Source organism: Faecalibacillus sp. TM498 (genome assembly GCF_020589955.1).
Lineage (GTDB): Bacteria > Bacillota_I > Bacilli_A > Erysipelotrichales > Coprobacillaceae > Faecalibacillus > Faecalibacillus intestinalis.
The window spans coordinates 1-26,255 of sequence record NZ_JAJDKB010000039.1; the positions used below are offsets into that span (position 1 = coordinate 1).

Annotated in this window: 29 protein-coding genes; 20 read left to right on the forward strand and 9 right to left on the reverse strand. The window is 28.7% G+C overall.

Annotated features, from left to right (window positions below; all coding sequences use genetic code 11):
* Nucleotides 1–157: 157 nt before the first annotated feature.
* Nucleotides 158–862, forward strand: a complete 705-nt coding sequence (locus LJD32_RS11085; protein ID WP_227392387.1) for a hypothetical protein — start codon at nucleotides 158–160, stop codon at nucleotides 860–862.
* 2 nt (nucleotides 863–864) lie between these two features.
* Here the strand turns inward: LJD32_RS11085 and LJD32_RS11090 are convergent, their stop codons facing one another.
* Nucleotides 865–1,350 carry an ion transporter gene (locus LJD32_RS11090; RefSeq protein WP_318532676.1) on the reverse strand — a complete coding sequence of 162 codons (486 nt, stop codon included), beginning with the start codon at nucleotides 1,348–1,350 and terminating at the stop codon, nucleotides 865–867.
* Between the two features lie 36 nt (nucleotides 1,351–1,386).
* Nucleotides 1,387–1,581 (reverse strand): hypothetical protein, encoded by a 195-nt coding sequence (locus LJD32_RS11095; protein ID WP_227392388.1) that lies wholly within the window; start codon nucleotides 1,579–1,581, stop codon nucleotides 1,387–1,389.
* A 109-nt stretch (nucleotides 1,582–1,690) separates the two neighbouring features.
* On the opposite strand from LJD32_RS11095, the gene LJD32_RS11100 reads away from it, so the two are divergent.
* The 3 genes from LJD32_RS11100 to LJD32_RS11110 are packed head-to-tail and all read left to right on the forward strand — an operon-like array spanning nucleotide 1,691 to nucleotide 7,181.
* Nucleotides 1,691–2,509, forward strand: coding sequence for a Cof-type HAD-IIB family hydrolase (locus LJD32_RS11100; RefSeq protein WP_227392389.1), 819 nt, complete (start codon nucleotides 1,691–1,693; stop codon nucleotides 2,507–2,509).
* 57 nt (nucleotides 2,510–2,566) lie between these two features.
* On the forward strand, nucleotides 2,567–3,985 hold the full coding sequence (locus LJD32_RS11105; protein ID WP_227392390.1) for an SWIM zinc finger family protein: 1,419 nt from the start codon (nucleotides 2,567–2,569) through the stop codon (nucleotides 3,983–3,985).
* A complete protein-coding gene (locus LJD32_RS11110) occupies nucleotides 3,975–7,181 on the forward strand; it encodes an SNF2-related protein (RefSeq protein WP_412531060.1) in 3,207 nt (1,068 codons plus the stop codon). Before LJD32_RS11105 ends, LJD32_RS11110 begins: the two co-directional genes overlap by 11 nt.
* A 19-nt stretch (nucleotides 7,182–7,200) precedes the next feature.
* Here the strand turns inward: LJD32_RS11110 and LJD32_RS11115 are convergent, their stop codons facing one another.
* Nucleotides 7,201–7,812: a DUF5052 family protein gene (locus LJD32_RS11115; protein ID WP_227392404.1), complete on the reverse strand. Its 612-nt coding sequence runs from the start codon at nucleotides 7,810–7,812 to the stop codon at nucleotides 7,201–7,203.
* A 106-nt stretch (nucleotides 7,813–7,918) separates the two neighbouring features.
* Here LJD32_RS11115 and LJD32_RS11120 point away from each other — a divergent pair, with 106 nt between their 5' ends.
* From LJD32_RS11120 to LJD32_RS11170, 11 genes are all read left to right on the forward strand, one after another.
* Nucleotides 7,919–8,806: a LysR family transcriptional regulator gene (locus LJD32_RS11120; protein WP_227392392.1), complete on the forward strand. Its 888-nt coding sequence runs from the start codon at nucleotides 7,919–7,921 to the stop codon at nucleotides 8,804–8,806.
* Nucleotides 8,807–8,889: 83 nt separating this feature from the next.
* Nucleotides 8,890–9,135 (forward strand): flavodoxin family protein, encoded by a 246-nt coding sequence (locus tag LJD32_RS11125; RefSeq protein WP_227392393.1) that lies wholly within the window; start codon nucleotides 8,890–8,892, stop codon nucleotides 9,133–9,135.
* A 7-nt stretch (nucleotides 9,136–9,142) separates the two neighbouring features.
* Nucleotides 9,143–9,415, forward strand: coding sequence for a hypothetical protein (locus tag LJD32_RS11130; RefSeq protein ID WP_227392394.1), 273 nt, complete (start codon nucleotides 9,143–9,145; stop codon nucleotides 9,413–9,415).
* Nucleotides 9,408–9,920, forward strand: a complete 513-nt coding sequence (locus tag LJD32_RS11135; RefSeq protein ID WP_227392395.1) for a flavodoxin — start codon at nucleotides 9,408–9,410, stop codon at nucleotides 9,918–9,920. Before LJD32_RS11130 ends, LJD32_RS11135 begins: the two co-directional genes overlap by 8 nt.
* Nucleotide 9,921: 1 nt before the next feature.
* Entirely contained in the window at nucleotides 9,922–10,668 is a 747-nt protein-coding gene (locus tag LJD32_RS11140) for a carboxymuconolactone decarboxylase family protein (RefSeq protein ID WP_175301900.1), read from the forward strand.
* Complete coding sequence (locus tag LJD32_RS11145) at nucleotides 10,668–11,504, forward strand: SDR family oxidoreductase (protein ID WP_175301899.1); 837 nt, start codon at nucleotides 10,668–10,670, stop codon at nucleotides 11,502–11,504. The genes LJD32_RS11140 and LJD32_RS11145 overlap by 1 nt, the downstream gene beginning before the upstream one ends.
* Before the next feature lies 1 nt (nucleotide 11,505).
* The gene (locus LJD32_RS11150) at nucleotides 11,506–12,687 is read left to right on the forward strand and encodes an iron-containing alcohol dehydrogenase (RefSeq protein ID WP_175301898.1); all 1,182 of its coding nucleotides are present in this window, start codon (nucleotides 11,506–11,508) and stop codon (nucleotides 12,685–12,687) included.
* A 52-nt stretch (nucleotides 12,688–12,739) separates the two neighbouring features.
* The gene (locus LJD32_RS11155) at nucleotides 12,740–13,000 is read left to right on the forward strand and encodes a hypothetical protein (RefSeq protein ID WP_175301897.1); all 261 of its coding nucleotides are present in this window, start codon (nucleotides 12,740–12,742) and stop codon (nucleotides 12,998–13,000) included.
* A gap of 51 nt (nucleotides 13,001–13,051) precedes the next feature.
* Nucleotides 13,052–13,273, forward strand: coding sequence for a MerR family transcriptional regulator (locus LJD32_RS11160; RefSeq protein ID WP_227392396.1), 222 nt, complete (start codon nucleotides 13,052–13,054; stop codon nucleotides 13,271–13,273).
* Nucleotides 13,274–13,345: 72 nt separating this feature from the next.
* Nucleotides 13,346–14,098 (forward strand): MerR family transcriptional regulator, encoded by a 753-nt coding sequence (locus LJD32_RS11165; protein WP_227392397.1) that lies wholly within the window; start codon nucleotides 13,346–13,348, stop codon nucleotides 14,096–14,098.
* A 97-nt stretch (nucleotides 14,099–14,195) separates the two neighbouring features.
* Nucleotides 14,196–15,221: a MerR family transcriptional regulator gene (locus LJD32_RS11170; protein ID WP_227392398.1), complete on the forward strand. Its 1,026-nt coding sequence runs from the start codon at nucleotides 14,196–14,198 to the stop codon at nucleotides 15,219–15,221.
* Here the strand turns inward: LJD32_RS11170 and LJD32_RS11175 are convergent.
* Nucleotides 15,218–15,910 (reverse strand): alpha/beta fold hydrolase, encoded by a 693-nt coding sequence (locus LJD32_RS11175; RefSeq protein WP_227392399.1) that lies wholly within the window; start codon nucleotides 15,908–15,910, stop codon nucleotides 15,218–15,220. The two genes, LJD32_RS11170 and LJD32_RS11175, sit on opposite strands and share 4 nt — an antisense overlap.
* A gap of 2 nt (nucleotides 15,911–15,912) precedes the next feature.
* Nucleotides 15,913–16,356, reverse strand: coding sequence for a MerR family transcriptional regulator (locus tag LJD32_RS11180; protein ID WP_032091222.1), 444 nt, complete (start codon nucleotides 16,354–16,356; stop codon nucleotides 15,913–15,915).
* A gap of 111 nt (nucleotides 16,357–16,467) precedes the next feature.
* Here LJD32_RS11180 and LJD32_RS11185 point away from each other — a divergent pair, with 111 nt between their 5' ends.
* Entirely contained in the window at nucleotides 16,468–17,562 is a 1,095-nt protein-coding gene (locus tag LJD32_RS11185) for an MBL fold metallo-hydrolase (RefSeq protein WP_227392400.1), read from the forward strand.
* Nucleotides 17,563–17,648: 86 nt separating this feature from the next.
* The gene (locus tag LJD32_RS11190) at nucleotides 17,649–19,115 is read left to right on the forward strand and encodes a glycoside hydrolase family 1 protein (RefSeq protein ID WP_106987358.1); all 1,467 of its coding nucleotides are present in this window, start codon (nucleotides 17,649–17,651) and stop codon (nucleotides 19,113–19,115) included.
* Between the two features lie 39 nt (nucleotides 19,116–19,154).
* On the opposite strand, the gene LJD32_RS11195 is transcribed toward LJD32_RS11190, so the two are convergent.
* Complete coding sequence (locus tag LJD32_RS11195; protein WP_227392401.1) at nucleotides 19,155–20,513, reverse strand: MATE family efflux transporter; 1,359 nt, start codon at nucleotides 20,511–20,513, stop codon at nucleotides 19,155–19,157.
* 9 nt (nucleotides 20,514–20,522) lie between these two features.
* On the reverse strand, nucleotides 20,523–21,092 hold the full coding sequence (locus tag LJD32_RS11200; RefSeq protein ID WP_032091225.1) for a histidine phosphatase family protein: 570 nt from the start codon (nucleotides 21,090–21,092) through the stop codon (nucleotides 20,523–20,525).
* 237 nt (nucleotides 21,093–21,329) lie between these two features.
* Here LJD32_RS11200 and LJD32_RS11205 point away from each other — a divergent pair, with 237 nt between their 5' ends.
* The 3 genes from LJD32_RS11205 (at nucleotide 21,330) to LJD32_RS11215 (ending at nucleotide 24,406) form a co-directional block, all read left to right on the forward strand.
* Entirely contained in the window at nucleotides 21,330–22,841 is a 1,512-nt protein-coding gene (locus LJD32_RS11205) for a prolyl oligopeptidase family serine peptidase (RefSeq protein ID WP_032091226.1), read from the forward strand.
* 79 nt (nucleotides 22,842–22,920) lie between these two features.
* Nucleotides 22,921–23,679: a hypothetical protein gene (locus tag LJD32_RS11210; protein WP_032091227.1), complete on the forward strand. Its 759-nt coding sequence runs from the start codon at nucleotides 22,921–22,923 to the stop codon at nucleotides 23,677–23,679.
* A 22-nt stretch (nucleotides 23,680–23,701) separates the two neighbouring features.
* Nucleotides 23,702–24,406 carry a hypothetical protein gene (locus tag LJD32_RS11215; protein WP_143712318.1) on the forward strand — a complete coding sequence of 235 codons (705 nt, stop codon included), beginning with the start codon at nucleotides 23,702–23,704 and terminating at the stop codon, nucleotides 24,404–24,406.
* A gap of 29 nt (nucleotides 24,407–24,435) precedes the next feature.
* Here LJD32_RS11215 and LJD32_RS11220 read toward each other — a convergent pair whose 3' ends face one another.
* Both LJD32_RS11220 and LJD32_RS11225 read right to left on the reverse strand, forming a co-directional pair.
* Nucleotides 24,436–25,887 (reverse strand): aryl-sulfate sulfotransferase, encoded by a 1,452-nt coding sequence (locus LJD32_RS11220; RefSeq protein ID WP_318532677.1) that lies wholly within the window; start codon nucleotides 25,885–25,887, stop codon nucleotides 24,436–24,438.
* Between the two features lie 9 nt (nucleotides 25,888–25,896).
* Nucleotides 25,897–26,073 (reverse strand): hypothetical protein, encoded by a 177-nt coding sequence (locus LJD32_RS11225; RefSeq protein ID WP_227392402.1) that lies wholly within the window; start codon nucleotides 26,071–26,073, stop codon nucleotides 25,897–25,899.
* Nucleotides 26,074–26,255: the final 182 nt, after the last annotated feature.

The window sequence follows — 26,255 nt, forward strand, 5'->3', positions numbered from 1 at the left end:
ATTATTAGAAGTCCATCCCCCTAAAGTTGTCCCCTAAAGTAGACCCCCAAAGTTGGGACCCCTAAATTATTTGAATAGCCAAAAAGTTGGACAAACTTAGGAGGTTCACTTCATTTTCCTCCATTTTTTGATACAATAAATTAAAGGAGATGATCTTATGGAATTACTATTTGTTTTTGCTATGATTCTTATTGTTCTTTATTACTTTTATCAAAAAGGGCCTAAAACACATTTTCCAACAATCTTGTATCAAGATCATAAAAAACATGTACTTAACTATAAAAAAATAAATCCCAATAATAAACAGCCACAAGATTTACAATATACAACCTATTTACTTTCATTAATAAATGAACTACCTCAAGATGAATTTATTCTTATTTATGCATGTTTAAAAAAATGGGAAAAACAAGAAGAAATTGCTTTAGAAGAAAAAGAGGGGGAACTTAATATTCATTTTCATAAAACTTATACAAATAATCTTGTTGAAGATCAATTATTTCAAATGCTTTATTGTTTAGAAATAGATCATATAGTAGAAAATGAAGTAATTAGAAAATGGGTGGAAGTAGATTTTGATAAAATACTTGAATGGAAAAATGCTTATCTAAAAGATATACAAAACAAACTCAAACAAGAACATAAATTTGTAGATGGAAGATATAGTTTAGAAATCTACCAAGATTTAGAAAAAGTATTAGGTTATAAAAAATATTTGGATGCTTATAAGGAAATAGAAACAGAAGAAGAAAACATCTATGCAATGTTATTTGGATTAAAGGAATGTCCTTATCATATGTATACTTTCTTTATTATGAAAAACGATGATGATAAGCCAATGATAAATAGCTCATTAAAATAGAATCAAATTTTATCTGATTCTATTTCTTTCATATAACCTGCCGTAATAATACCAGCTGGTAAAGCGACAATCGCAATTCCCATAAAGGAAGAAACCATTGTAATTATTCTTCCCAAAGTTGTTATAGGATAAATATCGCCATAACCAACGGTTGTAAGAGAAATCGTTGCCCAATAGATGGCATCAAAGAAAGTATTAAAGCTATCTGGTTCAACATTAAAAATAATAAGGGCACAAACAAAAATATAACCAATAGCTAAATAAAGAACAGCAATCAAAGCCTTCTTTGAGTTTTTTCCAACCTGAAGAATGATTTGAATATTTTTTGAATAACGAAAGCTTTTAAAGATTCTTAATACACGAAAGGTACGAATAAGACGAATTGTTTTAAGGACTTTAAATCCTTTATTTATCATATTGATTGAAGGAAGTATTGATAATAAATCAATAATTGCCATAAATGAAAATGGATATTTTATGTAAGAAATAAAGCGAGGATCATCATATTTTAAATCAGCTGTAGCCTATCTTAATAAATAATCAATAATAAAAATTATAACTGTAATTAAATCAAGTGTTGTAAATAACTTTGTTTCTTGTTTAAAAGCAAGAGGAATAATACTCATAAATATTGTAAACATCATCACAAAATCATAAATATGACTTGTTGTGTCATCTTCTTTAGATACTTCTATAATTTCATAAATACGTTTTTTCATAACATCATCCTTATTAAACATACCATAGAAAGTATTTATTTCATATCATGAAAGTTACGAAAATATTAATTCCTTTTTGATAAGATAAAAGTAAGAAAAGAGGGATACTATGTATAAAATTATAGCGTGTGATTTAGATGAAACATTGTTGAGTGATGATCGTACGATTTCTAAAGAGAATATTGAAGCCATTCAAAAAGCAAAAGAGTTAGGTGTGAAGTTTGTACCAGCAACAGGAAGAGGGTTTAATACCGTTGGTGGAACTTTAAAAGATTTAGGATTGTATGATTTAGAAAATGAATATGTGATTTCTTATAATGGTGGAGCCATTACTGAAAATAAAGGAAGTAAGTTACTTCATTTCGAAGGAATTTCTTTTGAAAAAGCGAGTGAACTTTACAAAAGAGGTTTAGATTATGATGTTTGTATCCATGTTTATACAAAAGATATGGTCTATGCTTATAAGTATGTCCAAGAAGAAAAAGATTATTTGGCAGGAAGAATGGAAGTTATAGAAATTTTTGATGATAATATTGATTTTTTAAAGGGTCAAGAAATTGTAAAAGTGTTATATATGAATACAGATTACCAATATTTAAAAGGAATTGAAAATGATTTAAAAGAGATAACAAGTGATTTGGATGTAAGTTATTCATCGAATCGTTATATTGAATTTAATCATCAAGGAGTTAATAAAGGACAAGGTTTAAAGAAACTTGCAGAGTTATTACATGTAGATATTAAAGATACAATTGCAATAGGTGATAATTTTAATGATTTATCAATGATCAAAGTAGCAGGCCTTGGGGTAGGTGTCCAAAATACAGTTGAAGAAATGAAAAAAGAATGTGATATTATTACCAAGGCAACAAATAATCAAGGAGCGATTGCAGAAGTTATCAATAAACATATTTTAGGCACAAATTAAGTTTTGTGCTTTTTTTCTTTCTTGGTATAATGAAGTGAATATGAAAAGAGGAAGCCTATGAAATCATTTTTTACAGAGACAATATTAAAAAGAGGAAAAATATATTTTGAACAAAATAGAGTTTTTTCTGTAAATCAATATGATAACCAAACCTATACAGGAATTATTTTAGGAAATGAAGCTTATCATACTAAAATCACTTTAGATGAACATTATGATGTCATGTCAGCTACGTGTGATTGTCCTTATGCTAAAGAAGGAAATCATTGTAAACATGAAGCGGCACTTTATTTTGCGATTGAAGATCGACTTCCTAAAGATGAACAACAATATATTGATATCAATGCTTTATTAAAAGATGTTCGTAGAAGAACACATAGTAGTTTTATGTTAAAACGTGAATTCAATCAAGAATTTAAAAAATATTTAAAACGTATTATTCAATTAAATGAACAAGGAAGTTTTCATATTACCAATTATCAACAAGTCATTGATGAATTTTTAAATTCTAATTATCCTAACGATTATCGTCATGAAATACTTCAAATCATGTTTCAAGGTTATAGTAAGTTACTTACAAGTGAACATAATAAAGAACTTACAACGCGCTGGTTAAAAGAAAATATGAAATATCAAAGATATGAAAATGCATTTAGCTATATTATGATGATTATCTATAAATTAGATGTCAATGATCAAATAGATATTATTAGAGAAATGCTTTTAACGAAAAGAAAAGTTTCTTTACTAAATACATACTTTAAAATTATCAATGATCATCATTTAGATATGAAAAAATATTTAGATGATATTCAAATTTATAATAACAATGAAGATTATATCACAGAAATGATACATTATTATGTTGATCACCAACAAGTAGAACTTGCTCGTCTTTACTATAAAAAACATGAACAAAATATTAGAAAAAAAGAAACCAAGGCAAAACTTGATTCATTGCTTGATCCTGAACATGAAGATGCCTACTTGAATTATATTTATTCTAAATTAGATTATTATAATTCATCGCATATTCCTGTTTATTATGAAGATTTAAAACAATTTTATGGAATTAAGTTTGAAGATTATTTACTAGATTTTATGGATGCGATTAAACCTATCTATGATGATTATGATTTAGCTTTAATGTTTAAACAAAGTCAAGATGTTAAATATTTGATCTATGTTTTACTTCAAAGACCAAATATGACACTTTTTGAACAAACAAAAGAAATCATTAAAGAATATAGTTTAGAAATGTATTTAATGGTTTATGTTGAATGTTTAAAAAATTATATAAAAAAAGGAAATTCAAATTATTATTTTAAAAATTATGTTTATGAGTTATTTCTTGATTTAGATAAAATATCAAAAATAGAGTTTGTTGATATGATCAAAAAAGAATATCCAAGAAAAAAGAAAATACATGAAATGTTAGATGAATGTTTAGAAGAAGGTGATGAAATTGAAATTTAATATTAATTTAAATGTTGTAAAAAGTAAAAATAACTTAGAGATTGCCAGAAGATATCATCACTATGATAATGTAGAAAGTATGTATATTACTTTAAAAGATGATCTTTATCATATTGATGCTGTCGTTTCAGTTTTTAATCACATACAAAAATGTTCATTAGAAATTAAAGATAATAAAGTCGGTTCTTATAAATGTGCTTGCCCATTTAATGATCAAGATTCTATGTGTGGTCATTTAGGGGCAGTTATTATGAAACTTAATGAATTAGAAATCAATGATTTTCCTTTTGAGTATCAAAGTGAAAAATTAGAAAAAATGAAAGAGATTGAAAAAGAAAATCAAAGACAAAGAAGAAAAGCTCAACTTAGACAACTGGCACATACATCATCACGTCTCATTGATCTTAATAAAAATCATTATCAAACAGAATTACAACTATCTATTAATAATGAAAAATATGATTTAACACCTTTTATTTATCTTCAAGATGATGAGATAAATGTTGACTATAGAGTTGGAAATGAAAAGAAGTATGTAGTCAAAAATATTACAGAATTTATTGATCGAATCAATCATCAAGAAAATTATAAATATGGAAAATCTTTAGAATTTGTACACAGTGAAAAGAATTTTACAGAAAACGCCTTAAAACAAATAGATTTCATGAAAAAAGCAATCTCCTTTAGAAGTCAAGATATAGAAGACTATAACTATTACTATGAACCCATTAAAAGAAACATCCCTATTGATAAACGTTTACTTGATGAGCTTTATGAAATCAATAAAGAGAATCTTTCTTTTGGTGAAGTAGAACCAGAGCTACGTTTATATATTAATAAAGAAGAAGATTTTTATGTCATTAGAGTAAGTATCAATCAAGAAATGTTTATTGGAAATAAACATGGTTATCGCTATGAAATGAATAATGGAAAGTTTTATATGGAACGTATCGTTCTTGATGAAGAGGGGAATATTGCCCGTTTTTTAGAAAGTATTATTGAAAATGAAGGACAACTGATTGTTTTAGAGGAACAATATCATGATTTCTATAAGTACGTCTTATTACCAATTCTTTCTTATTTTGAAGTCTTTGATCAAAGCCAAGAAGAAATACCAACTTATGATGAAATTAAAATCTATGGAGATATTGATGATGATCAAATGATTTATTTTCAACCGGTCTATGTGGATGAAAATCAAAATAGAGTGTATGGATTTAATGATCAATTGATGACAACTTATCAACAAGATTTGGTAGAAAAATATATTGAACGTTATGCTTCATCCATCGATACAAAAAAACATCGTGCCTATTTTGATACAAATAGTCAAACAACCTATGAATTTATTTTTGAAGGTTTAGATTATTTAAAACAATATGGGGATGTTTATGTATCAGAAGCTTTAAAAAGAGTAGGAAAGAAGATATCTTATAATTTACATGTAGGTGTCCGTATTGAAAATGATCTTTTAAAATTTGATATTTCTTCGCATGAAATACCAAAGAAAGAACTACAAGAGGTTTTAAATCAATATCGTCGTAAAAAGAAATTTTATCGTTTGAAAAATGGGGAATTGCTTTATTTAGATTCACCTGATTTAGAAGAATTAAGTCAATTTATGGATGATTATCATATTGATGTAAAAGACATTGATGATGGTGAATTCTCGATGAATAAACAAAGAATGCTTGCTATTGATGAAGAAAATGATTTTGAATATGTTGAACTAGATAGAGAAGAATCTTTTGTAGAGACATTAGATCGTTTCAAATCAGCAACTCAAAAAGAATATCCACTTTCTAAAGATTATGAAAATATTTTAAGAGATTATCAAAAAGAAGGTTATGTCTGGCTTCATACTTTAAAAGATTATGGTTTTAATGGCATACTTGCTGATGATATGGGGTTAGGGAAGACTTTACAAACCATTACGTTATTAGATTCATTAGAAACGCCTCGACCAAGTTTGGTAGTTTGTCCTTCTTCACTTATTTATAACTGGGAAGATGAAGTCCATAAATTTTCTAATAAATTACCAGTTACATGTATTACAGGAAATATACAAACAAGAAGTGAATTAATTAAAGAAATTAAACAAGGATTATATGTAACTTCTTATGATTATATGCGTAGAGATTTTGAACTTTATCAAGGGATTGAATTTGAATATGTTATCTTAGATGAAGCACAATATATCAAAAACCAAAAAACCAAAAATGCCCAATCAGTTAAAACCTTAAAAACAAGACATAAATTAGCTTTAACGGGAACACCAATTGAAAATAGTTTAGCAGAACTATGGTCAATCTTTGATTTCTTGATGCCACAATATTTATTTAATTATCATTATTTCCAAAAACAATATGAAAATGACATTATAAAAAATAATGATGAAGAAAAAACAAAACAACTAAAAAAACTAGTCACACCATTTATTTTAAGAAGAAATAAAAAAGAAGTTTTAACAGAATTGCCAGATAAAATTGAACAAAATATCATTCTTCCATTCAATGATGAAGAAGAAAAACTTTATGTAGCTAATCTTGCTGAAGCAAATAAAGAATTACAAGAACTTTACGATTTAGAAGGTTCTGATAAGATGCAAATCTTAAAGCTACTTACAAGATTAAGACAGCTTTGCTTAGAACCACGTCTTGTATATGATGATATTGATCAACCTTCTTCTAAATTAAAAGCTTGTATGGAACTTATTAAAACAATGCAAGAAAATAAGCAAAAAGTTTTGTTATTTTCATCCTTTACTTCCGTTTTAGATTTAATTGCAGAGGAATGTCAAAAAGCAGGAATTACATATTATATGCTTACTGGAAGTACCAATAAAGAAGATAGAAGAGAACTTGTTTCAAGATTCCAAAAAGATGATACAACAGTATTCTTGATTTCCCTTAAAGCAGGAGGAACAGGTTTGAACTTAACCTCTGCCGAAGCCGTTATTCATTTTGATCCATGGTGGAATGTTTCTGCTCAAAATCAAGCGACAGACCGTGCTTATCGTATAGGACAAAAGAATAATGTTCAAGTCTTTAATCTTGTGATGAAAGATAGTGTTGAAGAAAAGATCATTGAATTACAAAAACGCAAAAAGGAATTAGCTGACATGTTTGTTGAAAACAATAGTGGTGGTTTATCACAAATGTCCAAAGAAGATATTTTAAGTTTATTCACAATGTAAAAGACGGGCTCCCCGTCTTTTAATTTAGTAATGATGTATCAATAATTTGATAATTTGCGCGATGAATATAAAGAGCTTTACCATCAATCATTAATTTTGTCATCTTCGGTAATTTTTTAGGAACAGTCCAATAAACCTTATCCCCTGAATAAGCCGTAATTGGTTGCCCTAATTGAGATTTAATCACAACCACTCTTGATTTACCAAACTTATTTTTATACTTATTGATAATATTCGCAATATATGTATTATTTGAAAGTTTTCCATTATCATTACTTTCAATGTCTTCTTGAGTAAAATCAACATTAGGTTCTAAACCTTTTTGTGTAAAGATACAAGTATCTCCACAAGATTCAATTTCTTGCCCATCAATAGTAATAGTAATAACAGAAGATAATTCATAACCTGTAATAATACTTCCATCACTATCATAAGAAGTTGTTTCTACTGGATTTCCTTGAATATTGATTTTATCTCCAGTTGTTGTCATGACTCTTTTTCCATAGTTATCGAAAGTATCAATGGTATAACCATTTCCTACAAGATTTCCTTTAATATCATTGATTTCTGATTCAAACATCGCACATCCTGTTAAATTTAATGCATGACACCAACAACTAATAAACTTAATATTTTCTTTTTCATTTTTTCACTCCCTCTATTTATACAAATTATAACAAATTTTGTTATAAAGAATGAATAAAATACGATAAAATAGTACATAAGAGGTGAAGACCATGTTACTTAAACAAATGAAATATTTTATTACCATTGTTGATTGTCATAGCTTTACCGAAGCGGCAGAACAATGCTTTATTTCACAATCAGCAATTTCTCAACAAATTAAATCATTAGAAAAAGAATTAGGCATTCGTTTATTTGAAAGAAATAAAAGGCATTTTTCTTTAACTCCTGCAGGAGAATATTTTTATCGTCATGGAAAAGTGATTTTAGATGAAATTGAAGATTTTAAAGAAGAAACAATTCGTCGAGGAGAAGATCAAGAATTGAATCTAACAATTGGTTATCCTAAAAACTTTAGTACCAGTGAACTTCATCAAGCCATTGTTGAATTTAATCGTATTTATCCAGAAGTTAATATTTCGGTGGTAAGTGGTACGCATGAAGAATTATTCGAACTTTTAGTCCAACATCATATTGATGTTAAAATCAGCGAACAAAGAAGAACATTTAATGAAGATTATTACAATTATGAATTAAAACATAGCGAATGTTTTGTAGAAATATCTTCAATGAATCCACTATCTCAAAAAGACGTTCTTACAACGGATGATTTAAAAAATATGTCTTGTATTCTTGTTGTTTCTAAAGATAAAGAAGATTCAGAAAGAGAGTTCTATGAAAAATCACTCAATCTTTCAAGACGTTTTTTATATGCGAATTCATTAGAACAAGCACGTTTAATGGTGGCGAGTCAAAGAGGATATTTACCAATTGATCAAATAGGTCATTTACCAAAAACAATGGAAGGTATTGAAAGAATTACCTTGCATTATAAAGGAAAACCAATTCAAAGAAATTATTTTGCTTGTTGGTCTAAAGAAAATACGAATTATTATATTGAAGAATTTGTGAAGATGTATAAAGATCTTTTAAATAAGTAAAACTTATAAAGATGATTAGGAATTGAAATTGTTTCAATTCCTAATTTTTTTTATTATATAGGTGGAAAAAGGAGAGAGCAAATATGGTACAAGTTCTTGTATTAATGAGTAGTCCAAGAAAAAATGGAAATACCGATCGACTTGCAGATGCCTTTATTAAAGGAGTCGAAGAAAATGGTTATACTACAGAAAAGGTCTACGTCAACTATCAAAATATCAAACCTTGTTTAGGCTGTAATGTCTGTCAAAAAACAAAACAATTTGTACAAAAAGATGATAGAAGCAAACATAATTATCTTTGCTTTACTTGTGTATTTTTACACATTTAATGGTTCAATGAAGTTATTGATTGATCGTACATTTGCGATTGAAAAAACAATTCATGATAAAGATTTCTATTTATTTACAACAGGATTAGCTCCTGAAGAAAGTTATTTTAGAATTATCAAAGATACTTTCCAAAAGTATATTGATTGTTTAAGAGTTGGAGGAAATCGCTTTGTTGATTATGTTTTAGGTTTTCAAACAGGAAATAAAGATGATATTGAAAAAACATATGCACTAGAAAAAGCATATAACATTGCAAAGGAGATAAAGATCAATGAGTAAGAGTTTAATAGTTTATTTTTCACATAATAAAGAAAATTATTTCTCGGGAAATATTGTGAATTTAGAAAAAGGAAATGTAAAAGTTATTGCAGAAACATTATCTACAATGATTGATGCAGATATCTATGAAATCAAAGAAGTCGATGCGTATCCATTTGATTATCATGAATGTACGTCACGTGCAAGTGATGAACTTAAAAACAATGCTCGTCCACAAATATTAGATCCATTAGAAAGCATTGATGAATACGATACAATTTATTTAGGATATCCAAACTGGTGGTCAACAATGCCAACGATCATTATGACATTTTTAGAAAGTTATGACTTTACAAATAAACATATCTATCCTATTTGTTCACATGAAGGAAGCGGTATGGGAAGAAGTGAAAGTGATCTCAAAAAACTTTGTCCAAACAGTATCGTTCATAAAGGATTAAATATTCATGGAAGTCATGTAGATGGATGTAGACAACAATTAGAAAGATGGTTAGGAGGAAAATAAAATGACAGATAACGCTAAAAATTACCATGAAAAAATGTTTCCAGGATATGTTTCAGATTTTTTAAGAACAGATCCTGAATTTATTGAAGTTTTTGATAACTTTGCTTTTGATGAAGTGGTTAATCAAGATGATTTAGATGATAAAACAAGATTTATTTCAATTCTTGCAGTTTTACTAGGATGTCAAGGGATTGATGAATTCAAAGGAATGTTGAAAGCAGCTTATAATTTTGGAGTTACTCCTGTAGAAATGAAAGAAATTGTTTATCAAGCGGTAGCTTATTTAGGAATTGGAAGAGTTTTTCCTTTCTTGAAAGCAGTGAATAGTTTTATTGAAGATACTTTAGGTTTAAAACTTCCTTTAGAAAATCAAAATGATCCTAATCCAAATCGTTTAGAAAAAGGAGAACAAGCTCAAGTAGCTATCTTTGGTGAAGGCATGAAAGGATATGCGACAAGTGGTGATCCTAAAACAGTGCATATTCGTAAATGGTTAACTGATAACTGTTTTGGTGATTACTATACAAGAGGTGGTTTAGATTATAAACAAAGAGAAATGATTACTTTTTGTTTTCTATATGCACAAGGTGGATGTGAACCACAAGCGATTGCCCATGCAAAAGCTAATATTCGTTTAGGAAATGATCAAGATTTCTTAATTAAAGTTGTTTCTCAAAATATTCCTTTTGTGGGATATCCAAGAAGTTTAAATGCAATTGATTGTATAGAAAAGGCAAGTAAAGAATAATGAAAGAAGTTATGATTGTTGTTGGTGCTGGTCAAATTAGTATGGCTATTGCTAGAAGAATGGGTGCTAGTAAGAAAATTATTCTAGGTGATAAAAATATTGAAAACGCTAAAAATATTCAAAAGACAATGGTGGATGCAGGATTTGATGTTGAAGTTATAGAAATGGATTTATCAAGTAGACAAGATATTTTAAAAATGATTGATATGGCTAAAAATTATGGACTCATTAAAATGCTTGTCAATGGCGCTGGGGTTTCACCTTCACAAGCACCAATTGAAGCGATTTTAAAAGTAGATCTTTATGGAACTGCTGTTTTATTGGAAGAAGTAGGAAAAGTTATTGAAGAAGGTGGCGTTGGTGTAACAATTTCAAGTCAATCAGGTTGGCGTATGGAGCAACTTACAGCTTTAGAAGATGAACAACTTGCATGTACACCAACTGAAGAATTATTAGACCTGGAAATCTTACAACCAGAAAATATTAAAGATACATTGCATGCTTATCAATTAGCAAAACGATGTAATGAAAAACGTGTGATGGCTGAATCTGTTAAATGGGGACAACGTGGTGCAAGAATCAACGCTATTGCCCCAGGTATTATTGTAACACCGCTTGCCATTGATGAATTTAATGGACCAAGGGGAGATTTCTATAAAAATATGTTCGCAAAATGTCCAGCTGGTAGACCAGGAACTGCAGATGAAGTTGCAAATGTTGCTGAATTATTAATGAGTGATAAAGGTGCATTTATTACAGGGGCAACATTTTTAATGGATGGTGGAGCAACATCTTCTTATTACTATGGGTCTTTAAAACCAGAAGGAGGAAAATAAAATGAACGATTTTCAATTTCAAAACACAACAAAAGTTTATTTTGGTAAAGACCAATTAGGTCATTTACATGAAGAAGTATTAAAATATGGTAAAAGTGTACTTGTTGTTTATGGAGGAGGTTCTATTAAAAAAATAGGACTTTATGATAAAGTCATGAAAGAATTAAAAGAAAATAATATTGAAGTTTATGAACTTGCAGGTGTTGAACCAAATCCAAGATATACAACTGTCAATAAAGGTGCAAAAATCTGTAAAGAAAACAATATTACAGCTGTTTTAGGAATTGGGGGAGGATCTACTATTGATGCTTCTAAAGCTATTGCGGCTTTAACACTTGTAGATACAGATAATATTTGGGATTTAGTAGAAAAGAAAGTAGCATGGAATAATGCCTTACCCGTACTAGCAATGCCTACAATTGCTTCAACAGGAAGTGAAATGGATAAATCGTGTGTAATTGCTAATGTAGAAAAAGGTGTTAAAAGTGGAATCAATGGAGATATCTTAAGACCTAAAGCAGCTTTCTTAGATCCTACTAATACATTTAGTGTTTCACCTAAACAAACAGCTTGTGGTGGATTTGATATTATGGCTCACTTATTTGATATGAACTATTTTGTTAATAGCGATAAATACCCATTACAATTCAATGTTGTAGAAACATTATTAAGAACAGTTCGCCAACAATTACCAATTGCTGTTGAAGAACCAGAAAACTATTCAGCGAGAGCAACAATGTTATGGGCTGCTTCATGGGCATTAAATAGTTTTTGTACATCAGGTTATAAAACACAAGCGCAACTCCATGCTCTTGAACAATTCTCATCAACTTATGATATGACTCATGGTTTAGCTCTTGCAATAATTACTCCTAAATGGATGACTTATTTATTAAATAAAGATGAAACCGTAGTGGATGATTTTTCAAGATTTGCTTTAAATGTTATGGGCGTTAAAGATAATGGAAATACTTTAGAAAATGCAAAAGCAGGTATTGTTGCTTTACAAAGCTTTATTAAAGATGAACTTCATTTACCTACATCATTAAGTGAAGTAGGAATTAATGATGAAAAATTTGATGAGTTGAAAGTAAAAGCTTGCTATGGTCAAGATGCATTACCTAGAGCTTATCGATCATTAAGTCAAAAAGATTGTTTGAATATTTATAAAATGTGTTTATAAAGGAAGATTCGTTCTTCCTTTTTGTTTATAATAAAGTAAAGGAGAGATGACTATGAATAATGTTGTTAATTTTAAAATGATTCTAGAAATCAATCAGTTACTTAAAGAAAATAATATAGAATATTCAATTCATGGTGTAGGTGGATGTACATGTTGTGGTTTAGAACTTAGACAAGAAGGTAAAAGCTATCCTACAGATAAGATTTTAGAAGTTATTAATGGTTATTTAAAAAATCATTGGATTTATGTTCAAGAAAATAAATATCAACCGGGATTTCTTACAATTCATTCAAAATTTGATAAAAAGCCTTGACTATAAAGCTACTCTATAGTGTTAGATAAAGTTAAGGAAGGGGTGTTACTTATGAAAACACACGAATTAGAAAAGGAATTAGGTATTTCAAAACATACGATTTTCTATTATGAAAAAGAAGGAATTATTACACCACAAAGAGATGATAATGGGTATCGTAGTTATAGCCAAGAAGATTTACAAAAATTAATAATGGTTAAGTTTTTAAGAAACTTAAATATTTCCATTGATGATGTAAAAGCTATCTTAAATAATGAACTTGATTTTAAATAATGTTTAGAAATCAATCAAATTCATTTAGAAAAACAAATTAAAAGCTTAGAAGAAGTCCAAGAAAATATCGAAATGTATGTAAGAAAAGATCTACCAATGTTACCTGCATTACAACAAATCCAAAGAGAAGCTAAGAATTATAAATTAGGTTATCAAAAAACAACGGATACCGTATCTCTTGGAAGAAGACTTACAAAGAAACTTGCATTAAGAAAATTCTTATATAAGATTCCTGCCGCAATCACCCCATCGTTTATTATGTGGATTTGTGCAGCTTCCTTTTTTGATGAAAACCTTGAAAAGACAACATCTTTAATCATTATCTTTATTTTATTAATGATTCTTTTTATAAATATCTTTGTTGCGACAGAATTTCAATTTTCACAAATATGGTTAAAAATGCCATTAGATCAAACAATGAATCAATCAGTAGAATTTTTAAGTGATGGGATTCGTTATTATCAATTTCATGGATATCTTAATAATTTGAAATATTACTACGGTGTTTTATTTAATAAAGCAGAAAAATATATGCAATCTTATAAGTATGAAGATATTCAAAGTGTTGAATTGATTTTAAATCATCGTTATGAAAGTTATGGAACACCAATTGCGAAAGATTGGTATGTTCTTGATTATCGTTTTGAATTTAAAGATGGAAATCATTTCTATTTTTATTGGCCGATTACATTGGATGATGATTCTCGTTTTATTGGAACCATCTTAGATGAAAAGGTAGAAAATATTATTGATAAAGATCATGTCATTGATGCTTTAAAAAATGGTATCCATTTAAATGACTATGTAAGAGGGACTGAAGAATAATTCAGTCTTTTTATAAAAAAGGTATTATTTTGATAAAAAGCCTTGACTATAAAGCTACTCTATAGTGTTAGATAAAGTTAAGGAAGGGGTGTTACTTATGAAAACACACGAATTAGAAAAGGAATTAGGGATTTCAAAGCATACAATCTTCTATTATGAAAAAGAAGGGATCGTTACACCACAAAGAGATGAAAATGGTTATCGTAGTTATAGCCAAGATGATTTACAAAAACTCATCATGGTAAAGTTCTTACGTAATTTAAATATTTCGATTGATGATGTAAAAGCAATCTTAAACAATGAACTTGATTTTAAAGAATGTTTAGAAATCAATCAGATTCATTTAGAAAAACAAATTAAAAACTTAGAAGAAGTTCAAGAAAATATAGAAATGTATGTAAGAAAAGATCTACCAATGTTACCAGCTTTACAACAAATACAAAGAGAAGTGAAGAATTATAAATTAGGTTATCAAAAAACAACAGATATTGTATCTCTTGGAAGAAGACTTACAAAGAAACTTGCATTAAGAAAATTCTTATATAAATTTATTCCTACATTTTTAATTGTTTTATTCTTTAGTGCTGTAAATGAGCAAGATGTTTTAACAAGAGTACTTTCAGTATTAGTGATTTCATTTGTATTTACAAATGGTTTGATTGCAGCTGATTTCCAGTTTTCACAATTATGGTTAAGATTACCACTTGATCAAACAAGAAATCAATCGGTAGAGTTTTTAAATGATCGTATTCGTTATTATCAATTTAAAGGTTATATAGATAATGTAAAATATTTTTATTCTGTTTTATTTGGAAAAGAAGCTAAGTTTATGAATGAATATAAATATGAAGATATTCAAAGTGTAGAACTTCTTTTAAAACATCGTTATGAAAGTTATGGAACACCGATTGCGAGAGATTGGTATGTTCTTGATTATCGTTTTGAATTTAAAGATGGAAATCATTTCTACTTCTATTGGCCTTTTACAATTGATGATGATGCACGTTTTATTGGAATGATTTTAGATGAAAAGGTAGAAAATGTGATTGATAAAGATCATGTCATTGAAGCTTTAAAAAATGGTATTCATTTAAATGACTATATGAAAAAGACTGAAGATTAATTCAGTCTTTTTTTAATAAATTGATCTATTGCTTTAATTGTTTGATTTTGTTGGCTTTTACGAGAAATAGTCGCTTTGGCATCTTCTTTTTGATGCCCGTAGTTTCCAAAGTTAGCATGGTTACCACCTTGAATAACAACAATATTCTTTTTATAGTCTATTTTCTTTTTTACGCTGGTATTTAAAGAGCCATAGATGGTAAGTGTATCTTGAGCGGAAACATCGCCATAAATATACGAACCTAAAAGAATCAAACCATCAACTTTATCTTTATTTTTAGAAACATAAGAAGAAGCCATGGCACCACCCATAGAATGTCCACAAAGATACCAATGTTTTATATTTGAATATTTATCAATAATTTTATTAGCAGCATTTTTATTAAAAATAGCCATCTTAAAAGGCATATTAACTAAATAACAGTTATAACCTTTCTTTTCTAGTTGTTCAAGTAAAGGAAGATAAGCTGTATTTTCTACTTTAGCTCCAGGATAGAAAATAATACCTACATCACTTGTCTTTTGAGGAGCTAAAGTAATAAGATTAGAATTTACTTGTTTTACTTCTTGATGGTTTAAGATTTCTAAAGCATCACCTTGTGCGTGATAATAATCATTGACGTAAAAACCAAAACCACCAACACAAAGAATGAGAATAATTGATAAGGTAATTAGTATTTTCTTTTTCACTTCTAACAATCCTCATGACTATGTTTATAGTATTGTTGGATTTGTGGTGGAAATTGATTAAATGAAAGAGCTTGAACGTAAGATTCATCATTTTTTTCAATCGCTTGATCATAATACCAACATTTATAATTGAGCATAGAAAGGACTTTTTGAAGTTTTTCCATTTCTTGTAAAACTTCTTCCTTTTGTTTTTCAAAGATTTCTTTTCTTTGTTTTAACGTGGTATTTCCTAAAGAACATAAAGACATATATTCTTTTATTTCTTTAATTTCTAAGCCTGATTTTTTTAAACAATCAATAACACGTAAAGTTTCAATTTCGCTTTCGCTAAATTGTCTAACGCCATTTACTCTTTTTAAATGAGGAAATAATCCTTCTTTATCATAATAACGAAGAGTTGAAATAGGTAATTGAAACATTTTTGAGATTTCACCAATAGAATACATATAAGTTCCTCCTTTATACTTGACCTAAAGTCAAGTTTAGATGTTATGATAAATGTAACATAGAATGAATGAATATTCAAATCTATGATAGAAGGAAGTGAATAAATAGAAATGATAAAAAAGATATTAAAAATTGTAGGTATTATGATAGTAAGTATCGCTATTGTGGCTGTGTTATTTATTGAATTTTGGCCAAGCTTAGGTGGAAGTGTGACAGATGAAGATCAAAAAGAATATAAAGCGAGAAATTCATTATATAAAAAAGGAATATTTCATGGAAATCCTGAAATTCAATTAATGACAGGACAAAAGAGTGAATATAAAAATGAAGAAAAAGTTCCTAAGGGTGAAATACCTGTTCATCAGTTAAAGAAAATAGAAAAAGCGAAGAAAGATGAACTTAAATGGATTTGGTTTGGACATTCAAGTTCATTGCTTCAAATAGAAGGAAAGAATGTCTTAATGGATCCTGTTTTTTCAAACTATAGTTCGCCAGTTCCTTTTATTGGACCAAAGCGTTTTTCTAAGTTACCGATAGATATAGAAAATATGCCAAATATTGATGTTCTTGCTATCTCACATGATCACTATGATCATTTAGATTATCAAACAATTAAACAAATAGATGAAAAAGTCAAAGAATATTGCGTTCCTCTAGGTGTAGAAAAACATCTTCTTCGTTGGGAAGTCAATGAAAAGAAAATACACGTTATGAATTGGTGGGATGAAGTAAAAGTTGATGGACTAACGATTACTTCAACACCAGGTAGGCATTTTACTGGACGTGTTCCTTGGAGAAACAATACGACATTGTGGAGTGGCTATGTCTTTAAAAATGATAAATATACAACTTATTTTACAGGGGATACCGGTTATGGAAATCATTTCGAAGAAGTTTATGAAAAATTTGGTGCTATTGATTTATTAATGATTGAAGATGGACAATATGATCGAGCATGGTCCAATATTCATATGTTACCCAAAGATGGCATTCAATCAATGAAAGATCTTCACGCAAAGTGGACAGTTCCTGTTCATTGGTGTGCCTTTTGTATTTGTAATCATGCTTGGGATGATCCAATTAAACAAATTACCACAAGATCACAAAAGGAAAACTTAAATGTGGCGACACCAAAGATTGGAGAAATTGTTGATTATAGTCATATAGAAACTTATCAAGAACATTGGTGGGAAAATGTTGAATAGTTTTTTCATATTATGAAAGAAATTTTAATAATTTTCCTTTATAATGTTTATAGAAAAAATCAAATGGAAACAAGGAGGTAATGAAAATGGGATTTCCTAAAGGATTTTTATGGGGTGGAGCAGTAGCTGCCAACCAATGTGAAGGTGCATATTTAGAAGATGGTAAAGGATTATCTGTACCAGATATGTTATTAGGTGGAGATGTCAATACACCAAGAACATTCTTACCAAAAACAGATCCAGAAGCTTTTTATCCTAGCCATGAAGCAGTAGACTTCTATCATCATTATAAAGAAGATATCGCTTTATTTGCTGAAATGGGATGGAAAGTATTCAGATTATCAATTAACTGGGGGCGTATTTTCCCAAATGGTGATGATGAAGAACCAAATGAAGCAGGATTAGCTTTTTATGACAAAGTATTTGATGAATGTCATAAACATGGAATGGAACCATTAGTTACTTTATGTCACTATGAAATTCCATGGAACATTGTAACAAAATATAACGGATTCTCAGATCGTAGAGTCATTGATATGTTCGTTAAATACGCTACAACTTGTATGAAACGTTATAAAGACAAAGTTAAATATTGGTTAACATTCAACGAAATTAATATTGCATGCATGGGTGAAGGTGGAATTGGTAACCTTTATGGACTTGGATTAATGGATCCAGAAGATGTTAATGCAGATCATAGAATACCATTAAATGAATTAAAATCAAATGAACAAATTATGTTTGAAGCATTACACAATGAATTTGTAGCAAGTGCAAGAACAGTTATTGAAGGTCATAAGATCAATCCAGATTTCATGATTGGTAACATGATTGCACATACAACATTATATCCACTAACACCAAATCCAAAAGATATCTTAGCAGCATTTGATGAAGATAACTTCAAAAACAATTTCTGTGGAGATGTACAAGTACGTGGAGAATATCCATCATTTATCTTCAGATATTTTAAAGAACATAATATTGATACTTCTTATATTACAGAAGAAGATAAAAAAATCATTAAAGAAGGTACAGTTGACTTCTATACATTCTCATATTACATGTCAAACTGTGTAACAGTAGATGAAAATGCAGAAACAACAGCAGGTAATATGTCAAAAGGTGCTAAAAACCCATACTTAAAAGCATCTGATTGGGGATGGCAAATCGATCCAGATGGTTTAAGATATACATTAAACTTATTACATGATCGTTATCCACATACTCCATTAATGATTGTTGAAAATGGTTTTGGAGCATTTGATACAGTAGAAGAAGATGGATCAATTCATGATGATTATCGTATTGATTACTTCAAAGGACATATTCATGCAATGAAAGAATCTATTGAAGATGGTGTACCATTAATTGGATATACAACATGGGGACCAATTGATTTAGTATCAGCTGGAACAGGACAATATGCTAAACGTTATGGATTCATTTATGTAGATAGACATGATGATGGAACTGGAGATTTCTCTAGAAGCAAAAAAGATTCATTCTATTGGTATAAAAAAGTTTGTGAATCTAATGGTGAAGAAATTTAATATAATAAAAGGACGATGCTTTGGCACCGTCCAATTTTTTTAATTATTTTTAATATAAGGATTATGATAGAAAGAATAAACAAGTTGAACTGTCATTACACACCAGATAACTGGTTCACAGAAGATAACAGCCATATATTGAAAACGTGGAATTAAGAAGATAACAAAGATAATCTTTCCAAAGAATTCAATCACACTTGAAATTAAAGGAAGAAGTTTTTGACCAATTCCTTGAAGTGCATAACGTGTTTGCATCAATATTCCAAGCACGGCATAGAAAGGACCAACAATTGTAAGATAAAGTGTTCCATTATGTAAAACAACTTCTTTACTTGAGCCTGATATTAATTTCACTAAAGAAGAACCAAATAATAAGATAATACAAGTTACAATAGCTGCACCAATAATGTCATAGATATAAGCATAACGAAGTGCTTGTTTAATTCTATCTTTTTGATTAGCCCCTTTATTTTGAGAAACAAAAGTTGAAATAGCAAGAGCCATTGCTGTAAAAGGCATATTAAAGAACATATAAAGCTTTCTTGCAGCTGTATGTCCAGCAATAATTAAATAACCTAAATTATTAATACCATATTGTAAGATGACAGAACCAGCAGAAACAATACAATTCATAAATCCCATTGAGAACCCTTGTCCTAATAATTCTTTATAAAGATCTTTATCAACTTCAAAATGTTCTTTTTTAGGCAGTAACAAAGGTGTCTTTTTAAACATATAAATGATACACAAAATAACGGAAGTTCCTTGAGAAATAACAGTTGCGACTGCAGCACCTTGAACTCCCATATTTAATTGAGTAATAAAAACTAAATCTAAAATAATATTTAAAACAGATGAAACAACTAAGAAAACGAGAGGCATAACACTATTACCAATGGCTCTCATTAATCCAGCACATAAGTTATAAGCAAACATAACAATAATAAATAAAACAATAAAGAAAATATAACTATAAGCTTCATCAATAATGTTTGCAGGCGTATTTAATAAATGAAGAAGTGGTTGTAAGAAAATTAAACCAATAAGTGTTAGTCCAATTGAAACAACAATACCAATGACTAAAGAACTAGCAACTGATTTCTTCAATAATTTTTCATCTTTAGAGCCAAAACTTCTTGCAGTAACAATAGCAAGACCATTTCCAATACCTAAGGCAAAACCTACAAGCAAGTCATAAATAGAGGTACATGATCCAATGGCTGCTAAAGAAGCATCTCCTAAAAAGTTTCCAACAATCATGGTATCAACGGTGTTATAAAGTTGTTGGAAGATATTTGATATAAATAGTGGTAATGCAAAAATGATCAATGATTTAAAGATAGGTCCATGAATCAAATCAACATTTGCATTAAATGATTTACGTTTTATCGAATCCATATTCTTCTCCTATTCTGTAATATTTCGATTAAAAATTTCTACAAGTGTAAAGATTCCATCCTCATATTCATATTTTTGAATACAACAATTATAAAATCTTTCGGTTTTCTTTACTTTTGCATGTTCTTCCCATGCACGATAGAACTGAGCACATGCTGCTCCATGAGAAACCGCTAAAACAACTTGATGATCATCCTTACTTATGATTTCAGTTAAAGTTTTATTCATACGTTCTCTAAGTTCAAGTTCACCTTCACCACCGAATTGTTTAAAGAAATCCCCATAAGGTAGTTTAGGATTTAAACATTCATCTTTTCCTTCAAAAGCACCAAAATTCCATTCTTTTAAACCTTTTAATCTTGTATAAGGCATATCTGTAATGATTTCTAAAGTATCCGATGCTCTTTCAGAAGTAGAAGCATAAGCGTGATCAAGAGTAATATTTGTAAAGTATTCTTTTGCCATTTGTGCTTGTTTAATTCCTAAAGGTGTAAGAGGTGCATCACACCAACCTTGTATTTTATGTTGTAGATTGAACAAAGTCTGTCCATGTCTCATTAAATAGAGTGTTTTTTTCATGATAAATCTCCCCCAAGTTTACTTTAATCGATAATATTATAAAAGTACAATACCTAAATAGCAACCTGCTATAACTAAAAATAATAGTAAAAATAGGATTTAAAAAGTACCATAAAAAAATACCAAATACAAAATATTAATATGTAGTAAAAAAATAAGAAACAATAAATATAATATTGTAATCGCTTACAGTAAGTAGAGGTGATAGTATGAAAGTGCGAAAGGGAGGAAAAGAATATGAAAAGTAAAAAAATAATAGCAGCATCCTTAGGCGCAGCGTTATCGTTATCGATGCTTTGTATGCCTGTTTATGCTACTAGTCCAACAGTTAGTTCTATTGTTGCAAACACACAAGTTGGAGATGGACAAAGAGAAGTATCTTCATTTGAAATTGAGGTAAGCGATGAAAGTATTATACAAAATTTAACAGCAGCAGATTTTGATATTATTAATAATTCAAGCACTGTTCCATTTGATGTAAATACAGGATCTTGGGCAGAAGCTTATCAAGATGATGGGATTAAATTAAGTGTATCAGGAAATAAGTTAGAAATGACAGTGAATCCATTTTGTTATGCTGGAATCTATAAAACAGATTGGTCATTTCAAAGATTGGATTGGGAAGTTAAATGTTTAACTAATGATGCATTATCTTTTAAGGCAAGTGATGTAACAACAGTTAAAACTAAAGTCTTAGATGATACAGAAAGAAAGACATTTACTTATGCTGGATTAACACGTGAATATGCGTTGTATTTACCAAAAAATGCGGATGGATCAGTTAAGAAAAATGTACCACTTGTTGTATGGAATCATGGTGGTGGAGAATACAATGGTAATTTAGAAGATACTCTTGTAGCGAATAAAGGATTAACTGGTTGGGTAGATGCTGGTTATGATGTTGCAGTATTACAAATGCAAGTTGGAAATGAAAACTATAGCTATGGTGCTGCAGAAAATGAAGATAAGAAAAAATTAATTGACCAAAACAATGCATTACAAGCACAATTGATTAAAAATCTAATTAATGATGGAAATGTGAATAAAAATCAAGTATATGTTGCAGGTGCTTCTAGTGGAGGAGGAGCAACAATGAGGTTTTTAATGCAATATCCTGAAATATTTGCTGGAGCTATAGCTTGTTGCTCAATGGATCCAATTGTTCCTGTACATAATCAAACATTTGCAGCATTAGGTAGAGAAAAAGATCCTTTTGATACAATTGTTTCGAATTTTGAAGAAGCATTCCAAGGAAATGTATATACTTGGGATGAAAGTACACAATCGATGGTTTCTAAAAAAATTGATACTCAAAAATTATTAGATGTTCCAGTTTATTATACGCATGCTGAAAATGATCCAACATGCAATGTAGATAGTTCAAAAGCTATGTACAAAGCTATGGAAAATATGGGAGATAAAAATAATAAATTATCTATATGGTCAGATGATGAAATGAAAGCTGTAGGAATCAGCAATGGTATGGGAGGTACATTATTGCATTGGTCATGGGTAAAAGTTCTTAATGATAATACTGATGGTAGTCCAATGAATTGGTTGTTCAAACAATCTAAAGTGGAAACAGTGTCAAAATCAGAAGATAAAGTAGATGATAAAAAGGAATCAACAGTTAATAATAAAGTTGAACAAAGTGTTAAAACTGGAGATAATACAATGATTGGTTCATATGCTATTATCATGTTGTTAGCAGTAGGTGCCTATACAGCTACTAAAAAGGTAATTAGATAATAATTAAGTAAGGCGGAAAATGGTTTCAATTTTTCCGCTTTTTATATTATAATATTTTTGTTGTAGGAGGGTGTTTATTGTGAGCAAAACAAATTTAAAAATAGAATATATTTTAAAAGCATCTAATAATATAGAATTTGATAATATTGATACATATATATCTAGAAAAATATTTGAACACTATAATAAAATACCAACCTATACATTAGAAGACATTTTAACAATTTTAAACATATCAAAACTTAAATTTAAAACATATCTTAATCAACTGGGATATAAAAATTATACAGCGTTTAAAGATGAGGTTATTTTTGAAAGAATAGTAAGACTAAAACAAATCAGAGATAGATATGAAAGTTTTGAAAAAAATAAAATTATTCAAATTATGAGTCAATTAAGACATCATCTAATTAATATGGATGAAATAGATAAAATTTGTAAACAAATAAATGAACATGAAAGATTTATAGCTTATGGGTCACCAACACTTTTAAATTTATTGTTTGATTTTCAAGTAGATATGAAAATATTTGATAAAACGGTTTTGTTAAGTTCAGTAAATAATGGAAAAATTTTAGTACCAAAAAATAATGATCTTATTGGTCTCTTTACAGCAACAGGAAGATTATTAGGCTGTTGTGATGCAAAATTTCAAGAAGTTGTTTTAGATACAAAGAATACAAAGATACTTTTTAGTAAATCTCAAATAAATAGTGAATATATTGATTTCAGCTTTTCTATGGATACGGATAATGATTATTATGAAATGCATTATGTTTTTTTATTTCTATTTGATTTAATTAAAACGAGATACTATGAATTATATATAAAGGAATGAAAATATGATTATAGGAAAAATAATGATGATACAAAATAGTAGTTCAAAAGAGAGTGTGGAATATTTAATTAGTAAAAAAATAATGGAATTAAAAGGTAATATTAAGGATTATACATTAAATAGATTTATAGAAGAAGTGGGAGTGTCTAAGACTTCGATGGTCAGATATTTAAAAAATATTAATATTAATAAGTTTTCTTATTTTAAAAATGTTATGTACGAAGAATATATGCATGCGGAAGTAGATATGAAAAAGATGAAAAAGGTTATTAAAAATAATTTTCCTCACATACAAACACAAATTTTTAAAAAAATCATGGTATGTAAAAGAATTGTTATATTAGGCGATGGAAATAGGTTTGCATTGTTACTATGTCAAAAAGCGTTGACATATTTAGGATATCCTTGTGAGATACCGGTTTATCTTGGAAGTGAAGAAGAAATTATTGATCAGTTTCACTTGAAAGAAGATGATTTGGTTATTATTGTAAGTTTACATGAAACATATGATGATTTTTGTACAAATAGATCTGTTTTTTATCAAAATGCTAACTATTTAGATGTGAAAATAAAGCCTAAAATTGGGTTTATAGGAGTTGCTCCTAAAGATAATCATCTTTATTTTAACTACAATATAAATCAAGAAAGCTTTGATAAAAGTATGAATGAGTTACAAGTATTCTTTTTAAATCTTGTACAATATATTCTTTATAAAAATGGAATATAAAAGGCGTAGCACAAACTACACCTTTTTAATTATTGAAACCAATAATCTAGATAATCATATTTAAAGACGCGATAAACAAATTTACCACCAGTTGTTTTAAACGTTCTTAATAAAGTTCCATCCTGACTGTATTCACTCCAAGATATTGCGATACCACTATCGATAATTACATTTCCATCTAATTCTTGAACACTACTTACATATCCTGAATAAGCAACAGGAATACTATTTACAAGTTCAACAGTACGATTATTTTCATCTACTAAATATTTATAGTAATAAGATGTTCCTTTTTTTAAGTTATAGTAAGTATTTGAATAATTTGAATCACTTTTCCAATCATAATCAGGACGTGTTGTACTTACCGCAAGGTTATTATTATAAAGATAGAGATAATATTGACCTTGAGGTAGGGAGTTATCATCTACATAAGTGACACAATGTTGACCAGCTTGCATTGAAAAATCATTTGTTTTATTTAAGAGTAAGGAATCATATCCACTTTCTTGCCAAAAGTTATCAGAACCAATCATGTAATCAATTGTTGGATTTGAATAGATATTATCTAATTTAATAATTGTGGATGTTTCTCTTGAACTAATAATTAAACTTGTTTTATCAACAAGAGCCAGTGAATTGATATGCATCCAATCAAGATCTTCTGCACCATCAGGTAATGAAGTTGTTGAATAATAATCAGGTAATAAATCAATAAGATCTACAAGTTCTGTTATGTTACCAGAATCTTTTTCAATCATAATAATTTTATCTTCACTTGTTTTTGCTTCTTTTTCACTTGCAAGAACAAGAATATTATTGTTGCTATCAAAGATGCAATCATGATGTAATTTATAATTACCTGTATCATAAATTTTAGAAGCATAACCAGTTTGTTCCATACCAACTATTTTTGTACTAGAAATACTAAAGTACATGGTGTTGTTTTCAAAAAGAATACGGTGACTTCTATAAGAAACGATAGGAATTTCACTACGAATGATGCCGTAATTATCATAAAGTCTCATATAAGCTTGTTCTTCACTATCTTCAGTAACATCGTTTCCAAGAACAGTATAAAGACCGTTAGATAAGGATGATGTATTTGAATCATCGCATTCTACTGTAAGATATTGATCACCGCCTTGTAATGAAGGGGCATTATATGACCATGATAAGGTATCAACAACTTTACCTTGTTTATTTGTTAGAGTAACTGTAATCGTATTTGTTTGATTAGGAATTGCTCCAATTAAGAGATATTCATGTTCTGTTGTATAACCGCTTAATGTATTAGTATTCAAAGTTTGTGAAAAATCAGCGTAATTATCACAATGAATTGTGTAACTTGCTTGTAATTCTTCTGTGGTTTTAAAATACATATAAACAGCTGTTGTATTTGTTCCATATGGATTCCTTATTAATAAAGGATGTTGAAAAGTATAATTATTTAATTTCTTTTGTTTATTAATTTGATTATGTATACGAGTTTGCTATTTTTCACTATAAATAGTAGAAAGGGATGTACTTTTATTTTTTAATTTTAAGTAATTTATTGAATTATTATCATTACTTGAAGCTTCTATTTCTGTAGAGTTAGAAAACATGAGATAGAGTGGAGCTATAGAAATAGATAATATTAGTAAAATTAATTTTTTTAATTTATGCATAATCTTTACCTCCGCATCCATTATGTATGTGAATTATGTAAAAAATGTCGCATTTATTTAAACAATTATAAAAAAGTAAGGATTATAGAAGAAAAAATGGCTTATATAAATAATAATTTAAAAAAAACCCGAATTGCAAGCAGAAACTGGAAATAAGAGAAAATAGGAACTAATTTTTATAG